24 protein-coding genes and 2 tRNA genes are annotated in these 18,197 nt (G+C 50.6%); 11 read left to right on the top strand and 15 right to left on the bottom strand.

Translation table 11 applies throughout. The features are described 5' to 3' along the window. Positions 1–71 precede the first annotated feature (71 nt). The 3 genes from PED39_04190 (at position 72) to PED39_04180 (ending at position 1,742) form a co-directional block, all read left to right on the top strand. A complete protein-coding gene (locus tag PED39_04190) occupies positions 72–1,064 on the top strand; it encodes a Fic family protein (GenBank protein WII06791.1) in 993 nt (330 codons plus the stop codon). A gap of 48 nt (positions 1,065–1,112) precedes the next feature. After that, a tRNA-Pro gene (locus PED39_04185) sits at positions 1,113–1,185 on the top strand. A 323-nt stretch (positions 1,186–1,508) separates the two neighbouring features. After that, the gene (locus PED39_04180) at positions 1,509–1,742 is read left to right on the top strand and encodes a hypothetical protein (GenBank protein WII06790.1); all 234 of its coding nucleotides are present in this window, start codon (positions 1,509–1,511) and stop codon (positions 1,740–1,742) included. A gap of 148 nt (positions 1,743–1,890) precedes the next feature. On the opposite strand, the gene PED39_04175 is transcribed toward PED39_04180, so the two are convergent. The 7 genes from PED39_04175 to PED39_04145 form a co-directional block, all read right to left on the bottom strand. After that, positions 1,891–2,547, bottom strand: a complete 657-nt coding sequence (locus PED39_04175; GenBank protein ID WII06789.1) for a hypothetical protein — start codon at positions 2,545–2,547, stop codon at positions 1,891–1,893. Beyond that, a complete protein-coding gene (locus tag PED39_04170; protein WII06788.1) occupies positions 2,548–2,886 on the bottom strand; it encodes a hypothetical protein in 339 nt (112 codons plus the stop codon). It abuts the gene before it with no gap. A 418-nt stretch (positions 2,887–3,304) separates the two neighbouring features. Then, the gene (locus PED39_04165; protein ID WII06787.1) at positions 3,305–4,066 is read right to left on the bottom strand and encodes a DUF1828 domain-containing protein; all 762 of its coding nucleotides are present in this window, start codon (positions 4,064–4,066) and stop codon (positions 3,305–3,307) included. A 4-nt stretch (positions 4,067–4,070) separates the two neighbouring features. Beyond that, entirely contained in the window at positions 4,071–4,802 is a 732-nt protein-coding gene (locus tag PED39_04160) for a hypothetical protein (protein WII06786.1), read from the bottom strand. A 52-nt stretch (positions 4,803–4,854) separates the two neighbouring features. Beyond that, positions 4,855–5,310, bottom strand: a complete 456-nt coding sequence (locus PED39_04155) for a hypothetical protein (GenBank protein ID WII06785.1) — start codon at positions 5,308–5,310, stop codon at positions 4,855–4,857. A gap of 218 nt (positions 5,311–5,528) precedes the next feature. Next, on the bottom strand, positions 5,529–5,825 hold the full coding sequence (locus tag PED39_04150; GenBank protein WII06784.1) for a nitrous oxide-stimulated promoter family protein: 297 nt from the start codon (positions 5,823–5,825) through the stop codon (positions 5,529–5,531). A 121-nt stretch (positions 5,826–5,946) separates the two neighbouring features. Then, positions 5,947–6,321: a YegP family protein gene (locus tag PED39_04145; GenBank protein ID WII06783.1), complete on the bottom strand. Its 375-nt coding sequence runs from the start codon at positions 6,319–6,321 to the stop codon at positions 5,947–5,949. A 252-nt stretch (positions 6,322–6,573) separates the two neighbouring features. On the opposite strand from PED39_04145, the gene PED39_04140 reads away from it, so the two are divergent. Further along, positions 6,574–6,975, top strand: a complete 402-nt coding sequence (locus PED39_04140; protein ID WII06782.1) for a hypothetical protein — start codon at positions 6,574–6,576, stop codon at positions 6,973–6,975. A 46-nt stretch (positions 6,976–7,021) separates the two neighbouring features. Here the strand turns inward: PED39_04140 and PED39_04135 are convergent, their stop codons facing one another. Further along, positions 7,022–7,573, bottom strand: coding sequence for a cysteine hydrolase (locus PED39_04135; protein WII06781.1), 552 nt, complete (start codon positions 7,571–7,573; stop codon positions 7,022–7,024). Positions 7,574–7,697: 124 nt separating this feature from the next. On the opposite strand from PED39_04135, the gene PED39_04130 reads away from it, so the two are divergent. The 3 genes from PED39_04130 (at position 7,698) to PED39_04120 (ending at position 10,989) form a co-directional block, all read left to right on the top strand. Further along, positions 7,698–9,503 (top strand): InlB B-repeat-containing protein, encoded by a 1,806-nt coding sequence (locus PED39_04130; GenBank protein WII06780.1) that lies wholly within the window; start codon positions 7,698–7,700, stop codon positions 9,501–9,503. 104 nt (positions 9,504–9,607) lie between these two features. Beyond that, positions 9,608–10,597 (top strand): ketol-acid reductoisomerase, encoded by a 990-nt coding sequence (ilvC, locus tag PED39_04125; GenBank protein WII06779.1) that lies wholly within the window; start codon positions 9,608–9,610, stop codon positions 10,595–10,597. An 11-nt stretch (positions 10,598–10,608) separates the two neighbouring features. Continuing rightward, a complete protein-coding gene (locus PED39_04120) occupies positions 10,609–10,989 on the top strand; it encodes a cyclophilin-like fold protein (GenBank protein ID WII06778.1) in 381 nt (126 codons plus the stop codon). Here PED39_04120 and PED39_04115 read toward each other — a convergent pair. The 5 genes from PED39_04115 to PED39_04095 form a co-directional block, all read right to left on the bottom strand. Beyond that, entirely contained in the window at positions 10,978–11,763 is a 786-nt protein-coding gene (locus tag PED39_04115) for a radical SAM protein (GenBank protein ID WII06777.1), read from the bottom strand. The genes PED39_04120 and PED39_04115 overlap by 12 nt on opposite strands. Beyond that, positions 11,760–12,872: a Xaa-Pro peptidase family protein gene (locus tag PED39_04110; protein ID WII06776.1), complete on the bottom strand. Its 1,113-nt coding sequence runs from the start codon at positions 12,870–12,872 to the stop codon at positions 11,760–11,762. Before PED39_04110 ends, PED39_04115 begins: the two co-directional genes overlap by 4 nt. Continuing rightward, entirely contained in the window at positions 12,857–13,663 is an 807-nt protein-coding gene (gene nadX, locus PED39_04105; GenBank protein ID WII06775.1) for an aspartate dehydrogenase, read from the bottom strand. The genes PED39_04110 and nadX overlap by 16 nt, the downstream gene beginning before the upstream one ends. 75 nt (positions 13,664–13,738) lie before the next feature. Next, complete coding sequence (locus PED39_04100; GenBank protein ID WII06774.1) at positions 13,739–14,377, bottom strand: HD domain-containing protein; 639 nt, start codon at positions 14,375–14,377, stop codon at positions 13,739–13,741. A 1-nt stretch (position 14,378) separates the two neighbouring features. After that, positions 14,379–14,627 carry a hypothetical protein gene (locus PED39_04095; protein WII06773.1) on the bottom strand — a complete coding sequence of 83 codons (249 nt, stop codon included), beginning with the start codon at positions 14,625–14,627 and terminating at the stop codon, positions 14,379–14,381. A 71-nt stretch (positions 14,628–14,698) separates the two neighbouring features. Between PED39_04095 and PED39_04090 the strand changes: the two genes are divergently transcribed. Beyond that, positions 14,699–15,106 (top strand): archease, encoded by a 408-nt coding sequence (locus tag PED39_04090; GenBank protein WII06772.1) that lies wholly within the window; start codon positions 14,699–14,701, stop codon positions 15,104–15,106. Here the strand turns inward: PED39_04090 and PED39_04085 are convergent, their stop codons facing one another. After that, positions 15,107–15,613: a hypothetical protein gene (locus PED39_04085; protein ID WII06771.1), complete on the bottom strand. Its 507-nt coding sequence runs from the start codon at positions 15,611–15,613 to the stop codon at positions 15,107–15,109. It lies immediately after the preceding gene. A 99-nt stretch (positions 15,614–15,712) separates the two neighbouring features. Between PED39_04085 and PED39_04080 the strand changes: the two genes are divergently transcribed. Then, complete coding sequence (locus PED39_04080; GenBank protein WII06770.1) at positions 15,713–16,534, top strand: formyltransferase family protein; 822 nt, start codon at positions 15,713–15,715, stop codon at positions 16,532–16,534. Between the two features lie 4 nt (positions 16,535–16,538). Next, a complete protein-coding gene (locus PED39_04075; protein ID WII06769.1) occupies positions 16,539–17,648 on the top strand; it encodes a hypothetical protein in 1,110 nt (369 codons plus the stop codon). A 34-nt stretch (positions 17,649–17,682) separates the two neighbouring features. On the opposite strand, the gene PED39_04070 is transcribed toward PED39_04075, so the two are convergent. Continuing rightward, positions 17,683–17,755, bottom strand: a tRNA-Glu gene (locus tag PED39_04070). A 107-nt stretch (positions 17,756–17,862) separates the two neighbouring features. On the opposite strand from PED39_04070, the gene eif1A reads away from it, so the two are divergent. Further along, positions 17,863–18,192 (top strand): translation initiation factor eIF-1A, encoded by a 330-nt coding sequence (gene eif1A, locus PED39_04065; protein ID WII06768.1) that lies wholly within the window; start codon positions 17,863–17,865, stop codon positions 18,190–18,192. Positions 18,193–18,197 lie beyond the last annotated feature (5 nt).

Below are 18,197 nucleotides of genomic sequence, written 5' to 3'. Positions count from 1 at the left end.
TATGCTGGCTTGGTCATTTTGGTTGCAGATTGACGATAATTTTAGATATATGTAAGATATATGTGAGATATATGTCTGAAGCTCCTCCTTTCACGATCTCACAGACTATGTTGGACATGGTGTTCCGCATAGGCGAACTTGTCAACAGCATAGAGCATTATGAGCTTCTAGACCCCCATCCGAAACTGAGAAAGCAAAATCGTATCAGGTCCATCCATTCATCGTGCGCTATCGAGGCCAACTCCCTTTCCGTCGGCCAAGTAGAGGATATAATCGACGGTCGCAAGGTTATCGGCCCCAAAGACGAGGTATTGGAGGTGAAGAACGCTATCGAGGCCTATTCCCTTCTAGGTGATTTCGACCCATACAGTATGGATGATTTTCTCAAACTCCATGGGATAATCGTAAGGAATCTGGAGAAAGAAGCTGGGAGGTTCCGTTCTGGTGCGGAGGGAGTGTTCGCCGGAGACAGGTTCGTGTACATGTGCCCGCCCCCGGAATTCGTACCGTCCCATATGGAGAACCTATTCGCATGGCTGAATGAGTCATCATCCACAGTCAATCCCCTGATTGCATCTTGCGTATTCCATTATGAGATGGTCTTCATACATCCGTTCTCCGACGGCAACGGGAGGATGGCAAGACTCTGGCAGACCGCACTGCTCGGGAAATGGAAGGCTATCTTCCATTGGATCCCCATAGAGAACAGAATCCTGAAGGCCCAGCAGGAATACTATGATTCGATCAACTTCTGCAATTCAGCAGGAAATTCCAACAGATTCATAGAATTCATGCTGAGGATGATACTGAATGCACTTGAGGATTCGATGGCCGAGATCAGAACAGCCACGGAAGCGCCTCCAAGACATCTGACGAAATTCATCCTAAAGATGGAATCTGGTAAGTACTACAGCGTCAAAGAGCTCATGGAACTCCAATCCTACAAATCACGCCCATCTTTCCTCAGATCTTACATCAAACCAGCAAGGGAACATGGACTGATAGAGATGGAGTATCCGGACAGTCCACGCACCACCAAACAACGGTACAAAAGAACGGAATGAATTCTATCAAAACGTTTTATATACCGTCGATAAATCCGAGGAATCAGTGGGCCTATGGGCTAGCTTGGTATACTTGTGGCTTTGGGAGCCATTGACCCCGGTTCAAATCCGGGTAGGCCCACTCATCTTTATGCTTATTTACATAATTCGAGGGCTGACTTTGAAGTCTGGCCATGTTTTTTCGTATGATCTAAAGGGTTTTTGGCGGGCTTGAGTCCGATCTTACCTAAAGGTCGACCCGAACCCGCTTTGGACCCAATGGGTGACCATATCATTAATTGTCAAGATAGATCTTCATTTCGACTCCGTTTGAGTGTATGATGGGGATAATATGGTTTTTCGGTTTGGGCCCAAATATCCCTTCATTCCTTATTCTGACAGATTCTTCAGAAAAACTGAACAGTGCGGAAAAACATTATTCTAGCTCAATCTATAGTCTCAATCATGGGAAAAATAGGCGCTTCTGCAGAAAACTACGTCGAGTCTTTTCTGGTTCTGTTACTGGTAGTATCTGTACTAGTCGAAATAATAAGAGGAATGGGATCAGAGGTAGGCGGTGTTGAAGGCAGTCTTATCAATGTAATAGCAGACGTCATATCTCCGGAGGTAACCTTGATTTTGTTGGCACTCGGTGCCTTTTTATTTTTTACATCTAAGATGATTAGAAGTCGTGAATGAAGCTATGCAGATGATTCCAATCATCTTCATAATGTACCGATTTTACACGGTACATATAAGGCAGGATACTGAAAGCCTTTATCAATTCAGTTCAATAACTCGTCTTTTTCAGTTCGTTTCAACATAATATGAGTGAGATAGTCTCGATTTAGTCCTCTTTACCTGTTTTCTGACAAGAATTTGAACTGTTTACCTGAATCTGCACGGAAGCTACCTCATTATTAAAAATTAGTGAGGGAACACAATTCGATTCAGATTGATTCTTACCATCCTCTTTGTTTACTATTAAGTCTGGTAATTGACATTCTTTGGTACCGTTTTCTTCTATTGTAAATGACCAACGAAGAATTGTGTTTATTACTTCCTCAATAATCCCCTGAAATTGGTCCTTACCTACAAAGAGATAATATTGTGCTTCATGACCAGTTAAAACGCCAATGGCTTGATTAATGTCGCCCATGAATGGCAACTCAAAATATTGTTGCTTGTTATTATCCAATAGAGATATTATTTCTGGAATTGAGTGTGTAATCGATCTACGAGTTAGACGCTTTGTACTTTCATCATCCAATTGAACAGGAATGTAGTTCCCGCTTATCCAACGTGCATATATCATTCCAGATACTTTCCTATACTGAGGAACTTTATCTGTGCTGGGGTATCCTTTTAGCTCATTGTCTATCCAAGATTGAAATTCTGATTGACTTAGTTTTCTAGCAACAATATAGGCTTTGCGCAGAAGGGCAATAACATCATCAGATTGATTAACACAGGAAGACTGAATATCTTGAATGAAATCTATCATTCAAAAACCTCCGTTTGTTAGTATTGTTGATAATGCATTGCTTATCAATCCCGGTGGAACACCTAAGAGAATATTTTTCAAAATGCCAAATCCCTTTTTAATTCTGGATTCGTTTTTACAATCGATTCCATCTTGTATCATTTCTATTGATTTAGAAACATCTGATGCTTTAATTCCAAATACATCATCGAAAGAACTCTTGTACTCCAATAAAGCATCTAGAGTCTCTTGGGCATTAGTACAATAATTAACAATGATGGAATTAACCATAACCGAGTCGGTAGTTTCTTGTTGAACTTGAGCAGAACCAACAGGCCCATTAAAGACAATACCCTTCATTGATATAGGCATTAGAAATGGGTGGATATAATTATCTCCAAAAAAATGAAGATAGTGGAGTGACAATAAAAAGAAAGCCAGCGACGGGCACTGGGCCGAGACCCGACGTGCCGCACAGCGCGCTTCAGTGTCGACCGCATACTTCGCTTCGCTAACAGCTCACTCGTATGCGCGTCGTCCGCTCAATCGTCCGCCGGGCAACTCTGTTAGGATGGATACTACCTTTACCGTCTTCTCTCTAGAGCTGCCAAGAACACGATGACTCTCCCAAAATGCCGGGAGTGTTGCAGACTTAGACGCGACTTCACAAGCACATGATTTTGATAATCGATTGACACAACGATCAACCATTACTAGCCTCATGTGATATTGGAGAAGGTCGATGATTCTGCTCGATTAGTACATAATATCGTTCACATCATTGCAGACTGATGAGCCTCTCCGCACCCTCCACAGCCCCTTCCAACCCTATCGTGGTCTTTATGGCAGCATTTATCGCTGTGTTACGATCTCTTGCAGGGACCTGTGTATTGTTATCGAAAACTGCCATGAACATATACTGTGAACCGCTCTTATCGAGCGCCAACATGGCCACGGTTGCTCTGGAGCACTGCAATGCTGTATGAATCCCAAAAACCAAGATCGGAATCTTGCTCTTAACATAAACATCTGCATAGTATTCAGTATCTCCATCGCCCGTAATCCTGTAATCATAGGAACACCTATCGGATAAAGATGAGATGCTAAACGCTGCCTTAAGATCGTCTATGAATGTATCTTTAACAGTCTCTTTGTCCAGATACAGAAGGTCTGCGACCTGAATCTCGGCTTGGATGAGACTTTTCAAAGACAGCCCTATTGAATCGACAGCACTGGTATCGATTGGGATGTACAAAGCACCGTCTTTAAATGACACACCGTTAGTTTTCAGCGTCCTTTCTAACAGATCCTTTCTCAAGTCTGTGAGATTGAAATCCTCATACGAAAGCCACATCATGGTGTGGCCCTCATCAGAAAACATCCAACCGCCATCCTCATTGATCATCAGGATGTGCAATTCATCACCATCTGGATATGTGTAACCTGTATGGACCATGAATCTGTTCACAGTACGGGGCTCGACCTCCAATCCCGAGCATATGGATTTCTTTAGATAACCTATCAACTCGTCTGCGTCCATGTCATCACCATTGTGATAAATCTTTCGTCCCCTTAGCCTCTTCGTATCTAATATTCAATTCTTTCATTGCAAATTCGATCGCCTGTTCAAGAGTCTTATACTGGTCGGTTTCGACAGCTTCTGTCTCATCTTTATGGTATTCTTTTTGTGCAGCCTCAGTTATGGTGTGGATGTGGGGGCCTGATATGTACCTGTTCGTGTTCTTATAATAGTGTCTGCCATGGTCTCCATTGAATCTACGGATTATGTATTCTCTCCCGTTGATGTCCGAATATGTGAAAACAACAGAAAAGTCCACCGGATCTTTGATCGACTTCCTGGTAGACAATTTGAAACTGTAATTTGCACGATCGCTGATCAGCTCTACGGATGACCTAAGATGTCCGTTATCCTCCTTCATCTTGAACAGATCCTTCGAACCTCTCGGAACATACTTCGGAATCCTGACCAATTCATCGACGAAATCTTCCTTCAATATAGGCCTGCCTTTCGGGGACAGTTCCTCAGTATCTTCCATGTGCATCACCATAATCCGATTGTTTCTTTCATATTTGTAACCAAGTGTCGACTCTTCATCGATTTTCCTGAAACGGGTTGACATCAGAGTCAATTCAAGTCGTTTTTCCACTGCCACAAAATATTTTAGAGCCGTCACTTCTGCCGCCTGACGCGGTTCCGCTGAATCCTGGAACGCATAGTTGCTCATCTTTAGCTTGGATGCGGCGGTGTTGTCCATTACTTCCTACATGGACACCACCAATGCCACTTCCGGGTGACTTTTTCCCATCTCAGATCGGAGCCTTGAGCTGCGTTTTAATTTCGATCACCTCTAGCTTCACCACTGGGTAGCTCTTGTGAAAACAATGAACGCTGTTGTTGAATATATGCGTCACAACCTCTCCGCAATGATCACACATCCGCGTGTAAACGTTGAGCGGCCCTCCACAACATGTGCATGTCCTAGTGACCCCATAGTTTTCGGTTATGACTGTCTTGATGCTCCTATTAGACAGTTGACCGAAATAGTTGTTACCAATCAGCGAATGCAACGAATCCATTGTGAACTGCAGCCAGTCGATCCATGGGATGTCCCCGACCATCCTTCCATTGCCGAGGACCTCGTTCGCATAGTCCTCGTCGGAATATCTGAATGCTCTGCCTGTGGCCGCACCGTATGATCCTGTCTCTTCGTTGTCCTTCCTGCAGTTCCCATCCGGGTTCTGGAATACATCTTTCCTAGCCACTTCACCCGTGCTCAATCTCACCGAAAAACCACACCTATGTTTGCAGGTCGAGTTCGACTTACGCGCCTTCAATGATTTCAAAATCCGTTTTTTTATTGCCTCCGGAACCACTTTGTCGGCTCGCGAAAAATTAAACCCGGGCAGACCCACTCATCCTAACCCATGAGAGTAACTTGGATGCAGGCATTTTCGTTTCATTCTCGCCCTGATGGTTCTGTTTACCAGTTACGGTATTTCTTCAGCATGACAGGATGAAGGATCAATCTTGGCAACTCGGAATCAAGGACATCCTCCATCATACTGGCCATATCGCGGTTGTAACAGCGGGTCGGACATCCTTTGCACCTTACCCCTGTCTCGTGATTCGGACAGGAGTCGATGCGGTCGAAGGCGTACTCCAGCAATGCTGCGCATTGATCGCATATCTCGCTGGTGCCATGCTTGCGGACGCAGTGCGCCCTGATCATGAACTCCAACGCTTCCTTGCGATCTCCAGTGCCGTTGACGAGAGTCATGACATCACCGTGCGGTAAACAGAACGGTATAACGGATAAAATGGGATTCCGTTGAATTCAAAATTCGATGTAAAAAGTGGAAAGGGCCGTCCGCGATTGGTCGCGGACAGCCTTGATGGGATCACTCCTCGACCACTTCGGTCTCAGAGTCCTTGTTGTTCCTGACGGACTCGATTCCCTTCTTGGCGTTGGCCTTTGCAGTGTATCCCTCGGATGCTGCAAGGATGATCTCGCCGTTGGAGGCTTTGAGCCTGAATCTGAACTCACCGGCTTTGTCGGTGTAGATCTCCCACTTGGGGCATTTGAGCTCCTCGAAGTCCTGGACGGTCTGGTCCTCGATCTCGACATCTGCGTTCTTCTTAACAGACTCGATTCCGTTCTTCAGAGCGGACATGGACGAGTAGGTCTGAGAGACTCCGATGACCTCGTGGTTGTTAGCTGCAAGGCTGAAGGCAAATCCGTCATTTGACGTCTTCTTGACGATAAATTTTCCCATGAAGTCTAAATTGCTGTAGTTAGTATTAATTGATGTCGGATGTATTCACCGAACACCTTACCATAATGGTTAAAATACATGAACTATTAGTTTTTGGAGACATAGATCACATTTTATCGATCAAAATAGTAAGTAAATCTTCCAACGACCATCACTTATAAGGCAGGGCTTTTATTTGGAAGACAAGATAACTCCGACGGATGGGATAGTATGAGTGAAAACTCAAGTAGCTGCAGCGCTAGCCTTCAAAGCATGTTCAGCCGCATGAAGTCGGTTAATGCCAACAAAGTGCCTGCGCCTAAGATGGAGGAGCCCCGTGTGACCACGGAGTACTCCAGGGGAGTGCGTCAGCTCAGCAAGTATGGGTATGAGACGTACAACATCGACGATGGCCCCGAGATATACATCATGAAGGTCAGCGAGAGGACAACCTTCAACAACGGCGAGGCCGTCGCTGTCAAGGCTGGATCCGCCAACCGTGTCGGCGTATGCAGGCCCAGACCCTCGATGGAGATCGAGAGCGTCGAGACATACAAACCCGTGGACGTGAAAGCCCTCTTCGGCAACGTCCAGCGCGGAACGGATTCCAACGTCAATGCGTTCACAGGCACATGCGTGAACGGCATGGTGAAGAAGTCCATCACGCTCGAATGAAAACCCTAACAACCTTTGCCGGCGAAAGCCGGCCGATTCTTTCTTCTCAGTGCACCATCCTGATCGGTGCCTGCTCGCCGTCCAGGAATCTCCTGACGGTCTCCATGCCTGCGGTGCTGCATATCAGCTCTGCGGCCTCGTTGCCCTTGGAGTTGTAAGGGATCAGCGCGTCCTTCCCCAGATAAGGTACTATTCCCCTTTCCGAAGCAGCGAAGTACGTGCTGATGACGCAGTATTCCGTCAGCATGCCTGTGAACAAAGCGCAGTCCGATCCTGAATCCCTGAGGACCTTCTCGAGATCCGTCTCCTTGAAGCAGTTCATGTGACACTTGTGCACCACGATATCCGAATCGAAGGACTCCAATCCAGGCAGCCACGAATCCGCATCGTCCCCCGAGTAACCGGTATGGGACGGACCGTCGAAATGGATGAAGATCACTGGTCTGCCGCGGCTGCGGAACTCCTTCGCGAAGGAATTGATGGCCTCCACGGCCGGCCGCGCCCTGTCTTCCCAATCGGGGATGTCCAAGGAGAACTTGCGCTGGGGATCTATGATGACGAGGGCCATCTTCTTCCCCCAGATGGATTCAACGATCATGCCCGAGATAGCAATGTTGGACAATATAATCCCTCAGTCGGAGCGCACGGCCTTACACTTTTTCCGCTCAGGTTTCAGTAGGCTTTTTTTACTTAATGAGGGTTAAAACAGCAAGGAGCAGGAAATGAACAGAGTAGCGACAGTCTCGATTGTCATAGTAATCGCCCTAGCCTGTGTGCTTGGGGCATCGCTTGTGGTGAACGAACCGCCGAACAAGCATTATTCCATCACGTACGAACTGGATGGAGGCACCATTTCGGAGGATGCGCCTAAACAGTACACCCCTGGCGATGAACTGGAGATCCCCAACCCTTCTAAGACGGATCTGATATTCGACGGATGGTTCCTGGACAAGGATCATGAGACACGTTTCACCGGTGACACCACGGACCTCACCGGCAACATCACTCTGTACGCGCTCTGGGGGGACGACCTGTCTGGCCACTCCATCACGTTCAGCAAGAGTGGAGAATATAAGAGAGGCATCAACCCCTACTCTATATCAGGAACCCTCACATGCACATACCTCTACTTCAACGAAGATAAACGCTCCTACTACATCCAGAACGATGACGTTACCACATACAAGTACCTGTATACTGGAAGCGAGATGACCCTCACCGATTCCAGCACATATTGGTCATCGGAAATACCGCGCACCATAATAGACCACTACACCGAAACAATTACCACTGACAACGGCGACGAGATCCTATGCAATGTCGTGGAATACCTCAACAATAACGGTTCTAAAGAAAAGCAGTGGACAGATGCCAATGGATGGATAACCTACAAAATCGTGAGCTACTACGGAACCGATGATAATTACCTCTACCGCTTCATATACGAGTATGCCTACGATGAGATCATCGAAATCGAGAAATCGTGCGAGCTTACCGTTCTCACGGGATGTGGAATCGAGGTCACGGGTAACGAAAGCCCCTACAAGATTGGGGCGACTGCAAGATTGAAAGCCAGTGTGGATTCCGAAGTAGAGTTCGCAGGATGGTACGACTCTAGTTTCAATCTCATCTCGAAGGATCTAGAGGTAGACATCATCATTGGAGGCTCCATGACCGTCTACGCTCTCAACGGCAAAGACAATGACTTGACTCTTGAATCCGATACAGAACTCGATCTGGATGAAGTATTCGGATTGACTGATGCGACATATACCATCAAGAATCTCGATACTGGAGAAACAATCACCGTATCTGGAGAGTACAGCTTCCCCGACGGCGGGAAATATACTGTTGTCGCCTCTACTGAGAGCGCCATTGGATCATACTATATCGTCACAGTCAATGGAAACGTTGACCGTACATTCAAGTGGTATTTCGAAAACGAGCTTTACACTGTCACGATTGGAATCGATTATAATGATTTACAGTATGCCAGAGAGTACTACACTATAAGTCAGAGGCAGCAGAGCTCAGACCATGTTCATGACAAAGATTTTGTAACCCTAAGCTACACTGATACCACAATGGCTCCTTACATGGAGGAGCTAGTGGATAAGATGCTGTCTGCCCTCAGGGAGAAGCACTCCAATATAACAGAAGATTTGCTACTGAATTACATCCTTAAGTTCACACAATACATCACATATCAGTCCGATGAGGAATACATGGGCTATACAGAGTATTGGAAGCTCCCTCTAGAGACTCTATACGACCAAGGAGGAGACTGTGAAGACACTTCGATCCTGTTCTGTGCCATCGCACATCAGTGCAGGGAAAAGGTGAACCTGAACTACAAGACCGCGCTCCTGCTTCTGCCCAGTCACATGGCTGGAGCGGTCAAGCAGACCGGCAGTACTGAATGGAGCTACTGCGAGACTACCTCAACGGATTACAAGCTGGAAGAGATCCCGTCTGGAATGAAGAGCTACATCAGCGACAAGAGGTACACGTTGGTAGAGATCCCATAAACATTTCAGGGCCTGACGGCCCTCACCCTCCCCTCAGGGAGGGCCGACTGTTTCTGATAAATTATTAATCGTACGTCACTGGTAGCGAGGATAGAGGCAGCTTCATGCAGATCTATCGCGACAAGGACGTTGACCTGAGCATATTCGACGGCAAGAAGATCGCTGTCCTGGGCTATGGCTCCCAAGGCAGAGCGCAGGCACTGTGCTTCAAGGATTCCGGACTCGACGTAACGGTCGGTGTCAGGATTAACGGCCCTTCTTGGAAACAGGCCAAGGAGGATGGGATGAAGGTCACTGATTTCGTGGACGCGGTGAAGGATGCCGATGTCGTCATGATGCTCCTGCCGGACGAGGTCCAGCCGGAGATCTACAAGGAGTTCGTGGAACCCAATCTGAAGAAGGGCTGTGCATTGGAATTCGCCCACGGATTCGCCATCACTTTCAAGACAATCGTACCGCCGGATGACGTGGACGTCATAATGATGGCCCCCAAAGGCCCCGGCAACATGATCAGGAACATCTATCAAGAAGGATTCGGGGTCCCCGCAATGGTCTGCATCCATCAGGATGTCTCCGGAAAGGCGAAGGACATCGCACTCGCCCTCGCGAAGGGAATGGGTTGCACCCGTGCCGGTGTGTTCGAATCCACTTTCCAGAGGGAGGCCTGCACCGACCTGTTCGGAGAGCAGGCGGTTCTCTGCGGAGGGATCACAGCTCTGATCAAGGCCGGCTTCGACACATTGGTGGAAGCGGGATATCCTCCCGAGATGGCCTATTTCGAGGTACTCCACGAGACCAAGCTGGTCGTCGACCTGATCAACAGGGGAGGCCTGGACTACATGTGGCAGGAAGTCTCCAACACCGCCGAGTACGGCGGTCTTACCAGAAGGGACAGGATCGTCAACGATGATTCCAGAGCAGAGATGAAGAAGATACTCAAGGAGATCGAGGACGGCACATTCGCCGGCCAATGGGTCGCTGAATGGAACGCAGGCCTACCGAATCTCAAGAAGATGGAAGAGGAAGAGAGGAACCTCCAGATCGAGAAGGTCGGCAAGGAGATCCGCGAGCTCTTCCTGAAGAGGAACAACTGAGGAGGGATCGAATGAACAAGATTATCATCAGGGCAAGGAACGCTGTATTCGAGGGAGAACTGGACGATTCGGACATATCGAATTCCATCTGGCTGTCCTGCCCGCACAAGCTGGACATCAACATGCTCGGAGGAATGATCTACTGCGACATGCCCCTCGATGTCGTCCTCCCCAAGGAGAACCGCACCACAGAGATGGAGGTCGGTGACATCGCATACTGGCCGAAGGTCGGGGCATTCTGCCTGTTCTTCGGACCGACCCCGCTGAGCGGCGAGGACCGCAAACCGGTCGCACCTTACGAGATGATAAAGATCGGAAGGATCAACGGCGACTGCTCCGAACTCGAAGATGCCGGCGACAGGCAGCGCCTCGTGCTCGAATCAACGTTCTGAGATTAGCTCCAGGCCTTCTCTCAGGCATGCTTCGCGGACCTTGCGTTCCGCTTCCACGGAACCGTCTATCCCCATCCTTACAAGCCTCTCGTAGTCTGTGTCGCGACGCATGTAGTTGTCGATGAAGACCTTCTTCACACCAGTCTCCGAAAGACGGCGTGCCAACTCTTCTTCACGGCCCTCCAATGATGAGAGTACAGGTGCGATGAAGACGCATGTCTTCACTCCGCTATCCACAAGTCTCCTTATGGTATCCAAGCGCTCCTCGAACGATGGCGCGCCAGGCTCAGTCATCTTACAGAACCTCTCGTCGGGATTCGAGACGGATACGGCCACTGTTGAATCCATATCCTTCAGAAGATCGAGATCCCTCAGCACCAGCGGAGATTTCGTCGTTATGAACACGCTCCTGCCCTTGCTGTGGATCAACTCCAGGCACATCCTGCTGAGCCTGAACCTTCCCTCGGCTGCCTGATACGCGTCGGTGACCGTTCCCAATCCTATGGTCCCTTCCGTGTTGCCTATCTCCTTGGCCAGACGGTCCACGATATTAGCCTTCACACGGACCACACGCCATTTGGCGGGGTCGGAATGAGTGTATCTGGGTGCGAAACAGTAGATGCATCCGTGCTCGCATCCCCCATACGGATTGAGACTGTACCTGACGGGATACATCACGGACGGATTCAATGCCTTCTTGCACTGTATGATCTCGAACTCCCCATCCCAAGGGACGGATTCTACCTCGAAGTCCAGAAGGGTCGGCAGAGTCATTGGACTACGGTGAATGAGTGGTCGAAATCCGTGAGGATCTCGTAGCCTTTCTCCGTGACCAGCACGGTGTCCTCTATCCTTATCCCGCCTACGCCGGGGATGTATATCCCGGGCTCTGCGGACACTATGTTCCCCGCGTGCAGGATCTGCTCAGATTTCGGCGATACCGATATCGCCTGGTGGACATCCTGGCCGATACCGTGGCCGAAAGAATGTATGAATGTTCCCTTGAACTCGGTCTCGTCGATGAGCTTCCTTGCTGCGAGATCAGCGGCGTTGGCGTTGGCCCCATCGCGATACTCCGCGATGCCTGCGAGCTGCGCCTCCCTGACGACCTCGTACGCTCTCTCCAATACCTCAGGAGGGTTGCCGAGGAACAATGTCCTCGTCATATCAGAGCAGTATCTGGCATATTTAGTTCCGAAGTCGAAAAGTGCGGTGTCTCCCTTCTTGAGCCTGTAGTCGCAAGGCATGTGATGGGGCTGTGATGAGTATGCTCCGAAAGCCGCGATGGTGTCGAATGCGTTACCAGTTCCGCCCAGCTCGCGCATCCTGTTGTCCATCCTGGAGGCGACCTCCTTCTCCGAGACTCCCTCGGAAAGATAATCCGGAAGCTCCTTCGCTACCGTGGATGAGATCTTGCATGCCTGCCTAGTGGCCTCGATCTCCTTCGCATCCTTGACGGATACCGTGCTGTCGATCGCCTTTCCTGCATCGACCGCCTCGATCTCACCGACGACCTTCTTTACGTACTGCACCATGGCGTACGTGCTGGAGTGGGTGTTGAAACCGACCTTCTTGCATCCCTTCAGGGATTCCTTGATGAAGTTCTCGCGCTCCTTTCCGTCATGGTAGACGCAAATGTTGCCCACTCCGTCCTCAGCCGATTCGGCTTCCAGAGGACTGACGATGACATCCAGCGTCCCGTCCTTGCGAACAATGGCGAATGAACCTTCAAAGCAACCTCCGGGCTGCTCGCACAGATACCAGAACGTGGAATCCAGGAACGGTTCCCCATCGTTCATTATCACTATAGCATCCATGCCTTCGGCATTGGAGATGAGCCTCTCGGCCCTTGTGGCGGACATCGGGATCAGATCCCTATCCACTCGTTCCTGACGATCCTCTGCAGCGCAGAGATCGCGGAGAATACTGAGAGGTTGGATGTCCTGGGGTTGATCGGCGAGGGGACGTTGAACGTGTGCGTGGTCATCTCTCCGAACTCTCCCTTGATCCTCAGCTCGTGGGAGTTGGTCTTGATCGCAGGATCGGCCTGGATTGTCACCATGGTCTTGTCGAATCCGATTCCCATGATGCTGACGATAGCCGCGACGTTGACGTTCCTAGGGAAGTACTGCACAGCCTCCCTGGCGGTTCCCTTGAACAGGACGGTGGTGTCCTTGATCGTCTTGACGTCCACTCCCTTGTCCTCGACGTACTTGATGCACTCGAAGCTGAGCGGGGGCATGGTGGTGATCAGCTCGACCTCCTGCACCGCTCCCACTGTGGATGACCTGAGACCGTCGGTACCGCATATCGCACCGGACGGGATGTAGATCTTGGCATCGCATTGCGAGGCCTTGTCCGTGACCATCGCCCTGAACTCATCGTCCACAAGCGCTCCCACCGACATGATCATGATGTCGACTCCCCTGGAGACGACCTTGGGGATGACCATCTTGGCGGCATCCTGTGTTGCGCATTCGATGACCAGGTCGCAATGGTAGAGCTCCTCCTCCACATCCTCGACCAGTTCGGCCTTGTTGAGGCTGGCTGCTACCGCTTCGGCACGTTTCTTGTCCGTGTCAACGAGATAGATCCTCTTGACTTCCATCATCTTATCGGCCGCTTCCGCGAGCTTTGAACCTCTGGAGCCGCAGCCTACAATCGTTATGCGCATAGCTTCCCTTACCCATTCATTGGTTAAAAAAAGAACTGGCGGTAAGTCGCAGACTCTGAAAGTGTTAACGCGTTTTCAGCGGGTGCCTTCCCATTCGGACATGAACTCCTCCAGATACCCGACCATGTAGTCGTGGCGTGCCTGGGCCATCCTCTTGGCCGTCTCTGTGTTCATCATGTCCTTGAGGAGCAGGAGCTTCTCGTAGAAGTGGTTCACGGAGGTGCCCTGATTGCTGAAGTACTCCTTCTCGGACATGCCCTCCTTCGGGGACTCTCCGGGGATGTAGATCGCCCTGCCCTTGCTACCGCCGTATGCGAATGCCCTTGCGATTCCGATGGCTCCTATCGCATCCATGCGGTCGGCATCCTGGACTATCTTGCCTTCCAGCGTAGAGGGCGTGACGGAATCCTTACCCTTGAATGATACCTGCGAGATTATGTCGCAGACGAAAAGCTGGTCATCTATCGGTATGTTTTCAGAATCCATGAAGCGTCTCGCGTTGGCGAAGCCGTTCCCACCGAACAGCTTGCGGTCGTCGACGTCATGCAGTAGAGCAGCGAGACGGACTATGTCCATCTCCCCGCCCTCTTTCATGCAGATCGTACGGGCCAGATCATGGACCCGGATGGTATGGTATACGTCATGGCCGCTGCTGTCGCCTTCGAATATCCCTCTGGCGAAATCCTTGGCCCTTTCGAATACCGCTTCTTCCATCTTACTTCCTGCGTTTGGGAAGTTTCGGTACGCCACGGACCTTCACATGGAGGGCTCCTGCGAACACCAGCACTATGACTATGATCAAGAGTGCTTCGAAAAGGTAATTCCTGTCATCGTCATCGGAAAGAGGTCCGGTCGAGACCAGAAGCCTCTCATCCTCTTCCGCATCATAATCTGCTGCGGGGATGATGGGCATGACCATCAGCATGACTGCCGCGACTGCGAACAGCGCATTCTTCGTCTTCATGTACTGGCCATTATTTCCATGATATAAAAACGAACGATGGGTACAATAATCCGGAATGCCTTCACCCACTTATGGAGAGGTACATCCTCATAGATCACACGGCCGACATGATGGTCAAGGCCTTCGGGAAGACCCTGGAGGAATGCTATGCCAATGCGGCATACGCCCTGTTCGACCAGACGGTGGATCTGTCAGATATCGGCACTTCCGAGGAGACGGAGATCCGTGTCACCGGGATCGATGACGAGGACAGACTGTACTCGTTCCTCTCCGAGCTGCTTTTCATAGAGGATGCTGACAATCTCATCCTGAAGGAATTCGTGGTGTCCTTCGAAGGTGACGATGTGGTATGCCATGCCAAGGGGGAGACCCTGGACAGGGCCAGGCACCGCATAAAGTCCGAGGTGAAGGCCGTCACGTATCACATGATGGAAGTGGACAGATCCACTCCTTCAGTGACCGTTCTCTTCGATGTCTGATCAGCGGCCGCGGACTATTCTCCTGATGACGGCCAGCACCACCGCGAAGACCATGAAGGCCACAGCGATCCCGATCATTATCATCTCCTCCGTGGAGTAGACGTGATCGGAGACCTCCAACGTGAAAAAGATCGTATCATGCGGCGGAACGGCCAGAGAATGGACATCCACATGCTTGCTGCCGTTCGGCAGGTTCAGCAGACAACCTTGGGAATCCGTTATGGTGAAGCTCATGCGGTCCGCCGAAGGGGTCACTATGCCTGAGGTGGTGTAGTACTTGGTGCCTTCATCGGAATCCGAGACATAGACTGAAGCCACCCAGCTTCCGTCCGCCAGCGGGACCTTCATCGTGACGGTGATCACTCCCTCGGCACCATCGTACGTTGCACTCTCCACATCCGTTTCTGCAGGCTCCAGGAAGAACGCGGCCCAGATGAATACCGCGAAGAACGCGATCAGGAACGCAGCTACGATGATCTTCGAGATCACCGGATTAAATCTAACCATGTTAGACCATAACATTCAACACTGTTTTAAAGGGTATGGTTCTGGACATGACTTGGAGTGTAGCATCCCTTTTATCGCACCTCTCCCATAGCCGTCACGATGCTCAGACTCGGTTGGTTCTCTACAGGCAGGGGTCCCGGATCCCGCAACCTTTTGAAAACGGTCATGGACCAGAAGGAGAAGGGTGGTCTCGATGTGGAGATCGCATTCGTCTTCTGCAATTGGGACAATAATGAAGAGGACAACCCCAAGAGGGAGCAGAGGCAGATGTTCTTCGACATGGTCAAGGGCTACGGCATACCCTTGGTCACCGCTTCCTGGAAGAAGTTCAAGCCCGAGCTGTGGAAGCAGGATGAGAAGGCCTGGCGCGACGAGTACGGCAAGCTCCTGAGGGAGCTCACCGGGAAGTACGAGTTCGACCTGGGGATCCTCGCAGGATACATGCTGTGGATGGACGATGAGACCTGCAGGCAATACGACATGCTGAACCTGCATCCCGCTCTGCCCACCGGCCCCAAGGGCACATGGCAGGAGGTCATCTGGCAGCTCATCTCGGAGAAAGCTGACAAGCAGGGAATAATGATGCACATCTGCACCGAGGAATGGGACAGGGGCGCGGCACTCACATACTGCGGCTTCCCCATCCGCGGAGGAGACTACGACAAGCTCTGGGAAGGGATGGAATCCAAGCTGAAAACGAAGACCCTGGAGCAGATCAAAGAGGAAGAGGGACAGGATGAGCCCCTCTTCAAGAGGATCAGGGAGGACGGCGCGAAGCGCGAGCTCCCGCTGATCGTCGCCACCATACGTGAGTTCGCGAATGGTAGGGTCGAGATCAAGGACAAGTGCCTCTACGAGAACGGGAAGAAGCTGGATTCGCCATACGACCTGTCGAGACAGGTCGATGAGTCGCTGGAGTGATCCCGTGCCGGACGAATTCGACCCGACAGTCGACCTCGGACTCCCGCCGGACAGATATGTCCTCTGCTCATGCTGGGGATTCCTGACCAGGAACAACGATATCAGGCAGCTCTGCGGACGCTTCATAGATGACGGGGAGCATTTCTTTGATGTCCTCGAGAGATACGACAGGCTCACATCCTATGTCCTCAACAGAGAGGACGCCACAGCCGGCAGCTACTACAAATGGTGCGTCCCGTTCCTGAAGGCCTTCGGGGCCACCGACCATCTGATCCACAAGTACAGCGCACAGGATCTGGAGATGATGCCCAACGCAGCCAGGACCATGAAGCACATCTCAGGTCAGATGGAGACGTACATCACAACATCCATGCTCGAGCACGGCACCATGGAGCTCGTGGAAAGACTGGGGACCAACATGCTCCATGTCACCGACTCCAAGCTCTGCATAGACCAGATGATGATGGGGCGCGCAGATGCCCGCAAGCTCAAAGACATCGCCAAAGAGATTAACCATCTGGACGTGCCGGAGACCTTCTATGAGCTGAATGTTCCCACGGAACTGCTGGAAGAGGATATAGAGATCATCAAGCTGATGGATTCGGTCATCAGCACCAGGATCGCAGAGGCGGGCGCCATGGGTCTGATGGAGGCTACGGATGCGATGACCTCTCACAAGAAGGCCTATCGCATGTTGGACATCAGGAGGCTCACCGCCATAGATCTGGACTGCACGATGTACATCGGCAGCAGCGCCACGGACTTCCAGCCGCTGGACCTGATCCGCGACGCCAACGGACTCGCCGTATCGTTCAACGGAGAGGAATTCGCGGTCAGGGGCAGCAACGTCGCCGTCCTATCGGAGGACACCACCGTCGCATCGATCTTCGCTGCCATGTTCATGGACAAGGGCCCTCTTCATGCACTTGAAATTGCCGAGAACTGGAACAGGGAGTACCTCGAGAACCTGGAGTTCCCCGACCAACCCCTCATGGACACCTTCCTGAGGGAGCATCCGAACGAGCTTCCGGAGGTATACAGGGTGACGGATTCCAATGTGGACGAGATCTCGAAGAAGAGTGATGAGTACCGCAAGAGAATCCTGAAGAACTGATGATGCTCCGAATGATTCCGTGAAAGAAAGTGAGTGCTCCAGACGGGATTCGAACCCGTGTGTCAGCCTCGAAAGGGCTGAATGATTGGCCGCTACACTACTGGAGCTATGAAGGAGACCATCGCAAACTCCTTTATAACGGTTACTAGCCAAATAATCCGCATTAAGTTTTTATAAGGCCCTTTATAATGCGATTAATATTGGAAGGATAAAAATGAGCGACAATGAACCGCTTGAAATGCCTGATGAGGACGTAACACGCGTACGTCTGCCTAACATCAAGGAAGCAGAGATGTTCGGGATAGCGGATCAGCTGCTCGGCGCATCCAAGATCAAAGTCATGTGCGAGGACGGAGTATCCCGCGTAGGACGCATCCCTGGAAAGATAAAGAAGAGGATGTGGATCAGGGAAGGCGACCTGCTGATCATATCCGTATGGGATTTCCAGCCCGACAAGTGCGACGTCAGGTTCAGATACACCAAGACGCAGGCCATCAACCTCAGCAAGAGGAACAAGGTCCCCAAGAACCTGGACATTTTCTGATTAGG

The organism is Methanomassiliicoccales archaeon LGM-RCC1, assembly GCA_030168575.1.
In the GTDB taxonomy this organism is placed as follows: domain Archaea; phylum Thermoplasmatota; class Thermoplasmata; order Methanomassiliicoccales; family Methanomethylophilaceae; genus Methanoprimaticola.
Note: the sequence above shows the minus strand (reverse complement) of the source record. Positions and strands in the feature narration are given on the sequence as shown.

Bases quoted from the DNA above. Each gene is read 5' to 3' on its own strand.
- PED39_04190 (WII06791.1), top strand. From the start codon at position 72: ATGTCTGAAGCTCCTCCTTTCACGATCTCACAGACTATGTTGGACATG.
- PED39_04180 (WII06790.1), top strand. From the start codon at position 1,509: ATGGGAAAAATAGGCGCTTCTGCAGAAAACTACGTCGAGTCTTTTCTG.
- PED39_04175 (WII06789.1), bottom strand. From the start codon at position 2,547: ATGATAGATTTCATTCAAGATATTCAGTCTTCCTGTGTTAATCAATCT.
- PED39_04170 (WII06788.1), bottom strand. From the start codon at position 2,886: ATGAAGGGTATTGTCTTTAATGGGCCTGTTGGTTCTGCTCAAGTTCAA.
- PED39_04165 (WII06787.1), bottom strand. From the start codon at position 4,066: ATGGACGCAGACGAGTTGATAGGTTATCTAAAGAAATCCATATGCTCG.
- PED39_04160 (WII06786.1), bottom strand. From the start codon at position 4,802: ATGGACAACACCGCCGCATCCAAGCTAAAGATGAGCAACTATGCGTTC.
- PED39_04150 (WII06784.1), bottom strand. From the start codon at position 5,825: ATGACTCTCGTCAACGGCACTGGAGATCGCAAGGAAGCGTTGGAGTTC.
- PED39_04145 (WII06783.1), bottom strand. From the start codon at position 6,321: ATGGGAAAATTTATCGTCAAGAAGACGTCAAATGACGGATTTGCCTTC.
- PED39_04140 (WII06782.1), top strand. From the start codon at position 6,574: ATGTTCAGCCGCATGAAGTCGGTTAATGCCAACAAAGTGCCTGCGCCT.
- PED39_04135 (WII06781.1), bottom strand. From the start codon at position 7,573: ATGATCGTTGAATCCATCTGGGGGAAGAAGATGGCCCTCGTCATCATA.
- PED39_04130 (WII06780.1), top strand. From the start codon at position 7,698: ATGAACAGAGTAGCGACAGTCTCGATTGTCATAGTAATCGCCCTAGCC.
- ilvC (WII06779.1), top strand. From the start codon at position 9,608: ATGCAGATCTATCGCGACAAGGACGTTGACCTGAGCATATTCGACGGC.
- PED39_04120 (WII06778.1), top strand. From the start codon at position 10,609: ATGAACAAGATTATCATCAGGGCAAGGAACGCTGTATTCGAGGGAGAA.
- PED39_04115 (WII06777.1), bottom strand. From the start codon at position 11,763: ATGACTCTGCCGACCCTTCTGGACTTCGAGGTAGAATCCGTCCCTTGG.
- nadX (WII06775.1), bottom strand. From the start codon at position 13,663: ATGCGCATAACGATTGTAGGCTGCGGCTCCAGAGGTTCAAAGCTCGCG.
- PED39_04100 (WII06774.1), bottom strand. From the start codon at position 14,377: ATGGAAGAAGCGGTATTCGAAAGGGCCAAGGATTTCGCCAGAGGGATA.
- PED39_04095 (WII06773.1), bottom strand. From the start codon at position 14,627: ATGAAGACGAAGAATGCGCTGTTCGCAGTCGCGGCAGTCATGCTGATG.
- PED39_04090 (WII06772.1), top strand. From the start codon at position 14,699: ATGGAGAGGTACATCCTCATAGATCACACGGCCGACATGATGGTCAAG.
- PED39_04085 (WII06771.1), bottom strand. From the start codon at position 15,613: ATGGTTAGATTTAATCCGGTGATCTCGAAGATCATCGTAGCTGCGTTC.
- PED39_04080 (WII06770.1), top strand. From the start codon at position 15,713: ATGCTCAGACTCGGTTGGTTCTCTACAGGCAGGGGTCCCGGATCCCGC.
- eif1A (WII06768.1), top strand. From the start codon at position 17,863: ATGAGCGACAATGAACCGCTTGAAATGCCTGATGAGGACGTAACACGC.